Source organism: Mycobacterium sp. SMC-17 (genome assembly GCF_045310915.1).
Classification (GTDB): domain Bacteria; phylum Actinomycetota; class Actinomycetes; order Mycobacteriales; family Mycobacteriaceae; genus Mycobacterium.
This window is the reverse complement of sequence record NZ_JBJIAK010000107.1, coordinates 1-4,899: the sequence shown is the minus strand read 5'-3', so window position 1 is coordinate 4,899 and position 4,899 is coordinate 1. Positions and strand designations below refer to the sequence as shown.

The 4,899-nt window shown below is 68.6% G+C and carries 9 protein-coding genes; all 9 read right to left on the bottom strand.

The genetic code is table 11. The annotated features are described in order from the left end of the window. Positions 1-138: 138 nt before the first annotated feature. Positions 139-480: a hypothetical protein gene (locus ACJH7A_RS29960; protein ID WP_406803278.1), complete on the bottom strand. Its 342-nt coding sequence runs from the start codon at positions 478-480 to the stop codon at positions 139-141. Between the two features lie 358 nt (positions 481-838). Continuing rightward, on the bottom strand, positions 839-1,303 hold the full coding sequence (locus ACJH7A_RS29955; RefSeq protein WP_406803277.1) for a hypothetical protein: 465 nt from the start codon (positions 1,301-1,303) through the stop codon (positions 839-841). Positions 1,304-1,747: 444 nt separating this feature from the next. Next, positions 1,748-1,924 (bottom strand): hypothetical protein, encoded by a 177-nt coding sequence (locus ACJH7A_RS29950; RefSeq protein WP_406803276.1) that lies wholly within the window; start codon positions 1,922-1,924, stop codon positions 1,748-1,750. Between the two features lie 33 nt (positions 1,925-1,957). After that, positions 1,958-2,485, bottom strand: a complete 528-nt coding sequence (locus ACJH7A_RS29945; RefSeq protein ID WP_406803275.1) for a hypothetical protein — start codon at positions 2,483-2,485, stop codon at positions 1,958-1,960. Positions 2,486-2,891: 406 nt separating this feature from the next. Next, positions 2,892-3,167 carry a hypothetical protein gene (locus ACJH7A_RS29940; protein WP_406803274.1) on the bottom strand — a complete coding sequence of 92 codons (276 nt, stop codon included), beginning with the start codon at positions 3,165-3,167 and terminating at the stop codon, positions 2,892-2,894. Continuing rightward, positions 3,164-3,565 (bottom strand): hypothetical protein, encoded by a 402-nt coding sequence (locus ACJH7A_RS29935; protein ID WP_406803273.1) that lies wholly within the window; start codon positions 3,563-3,565, stop codon positions 3,164-3,166. The genes ACJH7A_RS29940 and ACJH7A_RS29935 overlap by 4 nt, the downstream gene beginning before the upstream one ends. Before the next feature lie 370 nt (positions 3,566-3,935). Next, on the bottom strand, positions 3,936-4,163 hold the full coding sequence (locus tag ACJH7A_RS29930; protein ID WP_406803272.1) for a hypothetical protein: 228 nt from the start codon (positions 4,161-4,163) through the stop codon (positions 3,936-3,938). A 46-nt stretch (positions 4,164-4,209) separates the two neighbouring features. Then, positions 4,210-4,467, bottom strand: coding sequence for a hypothetical protein (locus ACJH7A_RS29925; RefSeq protein ID WP_406803271.1), 258 nt, complete (start codon positions 4,465-4,467; stop codon positions 4,210-4,212). 35 nt (positions 4,468-4,502) lie between these two features. Further along, the gene (locus ACJH7A_RS29920; RefSeq protein WP_406803270.1) at positions 4,503-4,820 is read right to left on the bottom strand and encodes a hypothetical protein; all 318 of its coding nucleotides are present in this window, start codon (positions 4,818-4,820) and stop codon (positions 4,503-4,505) included. Positions 4,821-4,899 lie beyond the last annotated feature (79 nt).

The window sequence follows — 4,899 nt, the reverse complement described above, 5'->3', positions numbered from 1 at the left end:
CGCGAGCGCGGCCGGCGAGTAGGTGCGCCAGCACCACGAGGTCGGCATCGCGCGGAACACCGCGAGCGCGGCCGGCGCGGCGTGGCCGTAGGCAAAAGGGGGGGCCGGCCGTGGTGGCCGGCCCCCGTTGTTGGTGGGTTAGCGGGCGATGGCGGCGCGCAGGTCGTCGGTGGTGACGCGGTCCCACCCGACCGATGCGCAGGCCCAGGCGGTCTCGCCGAGGGCGACGACGTCGCCGACGCTGAGGCTGCGGTGGCGGGCGAGGCGGTACTTGATGGCCCAGGGTGCGGTGGGCTCGTCGATGTTCAGCTGCTCGAAGATGGTTTCGAGCGCGGCTTTGGTGGCGGCTTCGGTGACGGGGCCGTCGACGGGGAGGGTGAAGCCGGCGGCGGCGGCGAGGCGGGCGGGCGCGATGCGGTTGAAGCCCAGAAAGCTGGCGTCGGCGTCGTTGAGGTAGATGGTGGCGATGAGTTCGGACATGGTGGTGACTTTCGGTCGAGTTGGTGTGCCGGGTGGCACGGGCGACCGGGAATCGGTGGGCGTCGGGGTCAACCGACCAAGGCCGGGGCGCGGTGCGGCGGATTTGGGGCCCCGGGTTCGCCGGCGCGCAGCGCCTGGGGCGAACCTGAGGTAGGGCCCCAAATAGTCACTCGGTACGCCGCGGCGCGGACCGGTTGCAGGGTTGACCCCGACATGAGCCCACCGATTACGATGGGCGGCCGCTGACAGGCAGTTGGTGAGTGCGCGGGTTTTTCGGCCACCGCGAGGTGGCCTTGTCGGTGGTGGGCCGAGAGCGGGAAGACACGGGTGGGGCCGCCCGGGGGCGGCCGGCCGTGGTCTAGCTGGCGGGGTGGTAGGTGTCGGTGATGTGCTTGGCGGCCTCGGTGAAGTTGAGCCACCAGGTGGGTTCTTCTGCGTTGACGTCGACGGTCCAGCCGCGGCCGCGGTGCACGGTGAGGGTGAAGCGGCGGCGCTGGCCCTCGACCCGGCCGATTCCGGTGAAGCTGTGATCGGTGGTCCGCTTGACCATCAGGTCCCCGATCCGCATCTGGTGAATGCGGGCGACGGTCTTGGCCCCGTTGTTGACGGCCACGATGGAGGCCATCATCTGGCCGTCGTGGTAGGCGATGAGGGTGAGGGTGTCGCGTTCGGGGGTGTAGGTCCGCCGGATACGGATGTCGAACGGTCCGTACTTGTGGCCGCGCAGGGTGGTCTGTCCGGGCTCGGTGTTCTCAATGAGCTCGGCGGCGTCGGCCGCGAGGGCGAATGCGACGGTGAATGCTTGCGGGATCGTGGTGGTCATGGTCGGTCCTTCCGTTGGTGGTGACCGGCTCTGGCGCCGGTCAGCTCGGGTGCGTCCGGACGATCGGAAGGCCTCGGTGTCAACCCCTTTGAGGCCGGGGCTGGGGCCGGCGGATTTGCGGCCCGCGAGCGGCAGCGAGCTGATTGGGCCGCAAATGTCCTCCGCCGCCGGCGCCAGGTTCGGGCGTGGGTTGATGGCGAGGACCCGATCGGTAGGGTTAGCGCCCTGCTGACTAGGCGTTGGTGAGGTTTGGTGTGGAGCCGTTGGCGCCCCTGGGGCGCCGGCGGCGTGGTGACCACAAGCCGGTGAGGGGCTACGGATTTCGGCCACCGTTAGGTGGCCATCGCCGGTCGCACAGGGTGCGCCGGCGCGCCGCCAGGGTGGGGTTGACGCAAAAAAAGGGGCACGGCCAACCGGGTGGCTGGCCGTGCCCCTTAGCTGATGTCAGTCGGCGTCGATCATGGCGTCGCGGATGGATTCGAGTAGGTCGACGTTTTCGCCGAGGGTCATGGTGTCGTGGCCCCATTGGTTGTAGGTGCCGGTGCTCGAGTCGATCATGAACGGGATGTCGACGTTTCGGCCGGCGTCGGTGGTTCGGGAGATGATGCCGCGGATGATCACGGGTGCTGGTCCTTTCTTGCCGGGGCGGCCGGGTTAGCGGCCTGCTTCGTACTGGTCGATGACGAAGTCGGCGGCGCCGGTGGGCCCGGCGAATCGCCGCTCTTGCTGTTGGCTGTCGATGTAGAGCTCCCAGCTGCGCGTGACGGTGTCCATGTCGTAGGTGCTGTGAAGCTCGTAGTAGTGGGCGTTTCCGGTTGCGACGAACCGGGTGCTGGGGTTCGTGTCGGTGCCACTGCTGGTGATCTGTCCGGCGGTGTGCTGCCAGGTCAGTGGTCCGGTGCGGAAGGTGCGGACGCGGGACCGGATGGATGCGGGCAGGGGGTGTGCTGCGGCGGCCTCGGCAGCGGCGACCAGTTCGCCGGCGGCACTGAGGGCACGCACGTGGGTGCTGTATCCCCACCAGTGCGCGACCTGGTGGGCGGTGACGATGAATCCGTCGATCGGCTTGCGTTCCTCGACGCCGACGAAGCTGCTGTAGAGGGCGTCACTGGCGATGCCGCGCAAGCGCTCGGCAAGGTGGTAGGTGCGCAGGACTTCGGTGGTGTTTGTGGTCTTGGCCATGGTCGTTTCCGTTCTGGTTGGTGATCGAGGCGCGAGTCAGCGCTGGGGTGCGGGGGATTGGGCGCCTGGATCGGGTGAGTCAACGGCCGTGACCGGGGCCGGTGGGCGGCGAATGTCGGCCCCCGGGCGTCGGGTCCGCGCCGCAGGCGCCTGGGCCCGCGCTTGGGTAGGGGCCGACATAGTCACTCGGTGCGCCGTCACCGGTTTCGGGAAGGGTTCTTGACGCGCCGATCTTCTTGGCGGCCAATACACTTGGCGCCCCGCTGACAAGGTGTTGGTGAGTACAGCCCAAACCCAATAGCCCGCCGGCAGGCGGGCTATCGCCTGCCCCGTAACCGGGAAGAAAAAAGGGGGGCCGGTCGACCTCCCGCGGGTGCAGGGGTCGACCGGCCCGACGGGCTGGGTGTTAGCGCAGCGCCGCGCGGAGGGTCTGGTCGGTGTTGTCGACCAGACCCAGGTGTTCGGCGATGGCTGCTCGGGCGTCGCCGAGGCTCGCGTGGTCGGTGCCATCGAGCGGTGTGCGCAGTCCGGGCATGATCCGGCATGGGCCGGTGTGGCAGCCGGTCCCGTGATCGGGTTTGGGCCGGAGCATGAACACTCCGGCGGGGGTGTGAATATGCCAGTCGTATCCGTGGCGACGGGTGGCTAGGCCGTCCCAGCTGCGCAGCGCGTTGGCGGTCATTTGCCGGCCGCCTGGCCGCCGTTGTTGCGCAGGGCGTCCCAGCGGCGGTGGGCGATGCGAGCCAGTTCGCCGCGGGTTTTCCCGCCGTCGTGCCATTGGGGAATGCCTGCGCGGATGGCCGCCCATTCGCTCTCGGCGTGGGTGACGGTGAGGCAGTGATCGAACATGCCCTCGTAGATCTCGGGAATGGTCGGGACCGAGGGGTCGACGGCGACGGTGGCGTGGCCGTGGTGGTCGTCGTCGCGGTGGGCTTCGGCCAGGACGCGGGCGGCGTCTTCGGTGGACGCTTTCTCGGTCCGGTGGCCGCATTGGCAGTCGGCGCGGTAGGGGTATCCGGCTTCGCCGTGGCACACGATGGACACGACGGGCTCGATGCGGGTGAAGTCCGCGATGGTCATGGGTTTCTCCGTTCCGGATGGATATGCGCGCGCCGGTCAGCGCGCTGGGGGTGCGCGGAACCGGCCGAGGGTGGGCTGTCCAGCCCGCAGAGTCCCGGGGTTGGCGCAGCAGGGTTTTCGGCCCCGCGAGCGGCAGCGAGCTTGGGTAGGGCCGAAAAGGTCACTCGGCCTGCGGAGCCGGGCCCGGGCGGGGCTGGACGGGTCGGGCCCCCGGCCGATTACGCTGCGACCCCACCGCTGACAGGTAGTGGTGAGTGGCGGGTTTTTTCGGCCGCCGGCAGGTGGCCGAGGACGTTCGGGCGGGAAGAAAAAAGGGGGCCCGACCCGGGCTCCCGGGTGGGAAGACCAAGTCGGGCCCGGGGGGTGGGGGTCAGCCGCAGGTGTCGTGGCCGACGTGGACGTTGGTCATGCCGGCTTCTTCGGCCATGTCGAGGCACGCCTGCACGGCCTGGACATGTGGGGAGATGTTGCGGCTCAGGCAGATCGAGCGGTGGTCGCGGGTGGTGCCGTAGATGGCCAGGGGCCAGGTCCGACCGAATTGGTCGGGTTGGCCGGCGGTGAAGATGAGGGCTTTGGTGTCCATGTCCATGGTGGCCATGTGAATGTTCCTTTCTGGGAATGTGATTGAGGTCGGGGTGGCTCGGTCAGGGTTGGCCGGTGCCGGGTTCTGTGTGGCGTTCGATGTGGGTGCGGGCCCGGTCGAGGTAGGTCAGGATTTCTTCGCGGGTTCCGATCAGGGCGAGGCCGTCGCCGTCGAAGTTGACGAGGTTGGCCTGCAAGATGGGCGGGTGCGGCGGTGGGGTGTTGGTCTCGCCGAGGTAGTCGCGGCGGTCCTGGCGGTTGGCTTGTTGGACGGTGGCGAGTGCGTCGCGGGCGTTGCCCCATTCGAGGTGGTTGCTCATGGCCGGTTCCTTTCGGGTTGGGTGTGGGTGGTTGTTCAGGCGAGCTGGTAGCCGGCGTCTACGAGGGCGTCGGCGATGGTGGTTATGCCGCGGCCGCCGCCGATGTCGTCCCAGTCCAGGAGCAGGCCTTCGCCTTCGAGGCCGTAGATGTTGGTCTCGACACCGAATTCGGGGGCGTGGTCGGAGTTGTCGTTGGTGACCACGACGACGGCGTTGTAGCCGCGCAGGGCCGGGCTCAGGAGGTAGAGCTGGGCGTCGCCGGTCCAGTTGATGATTCGGTGGTCGTCTTTGGCGTGGACGAGGCCGGCGGCGGGGCCGAGGTGGCGGGCACGGCCAGTGATGGTGTGGGACATGAGGGTTCCTTAAGTTCGTAGTTGCAGTTATTTCGTGATGTTGTGACGGTTACGTTGAACTGCGACCCGGGTGGGTCGG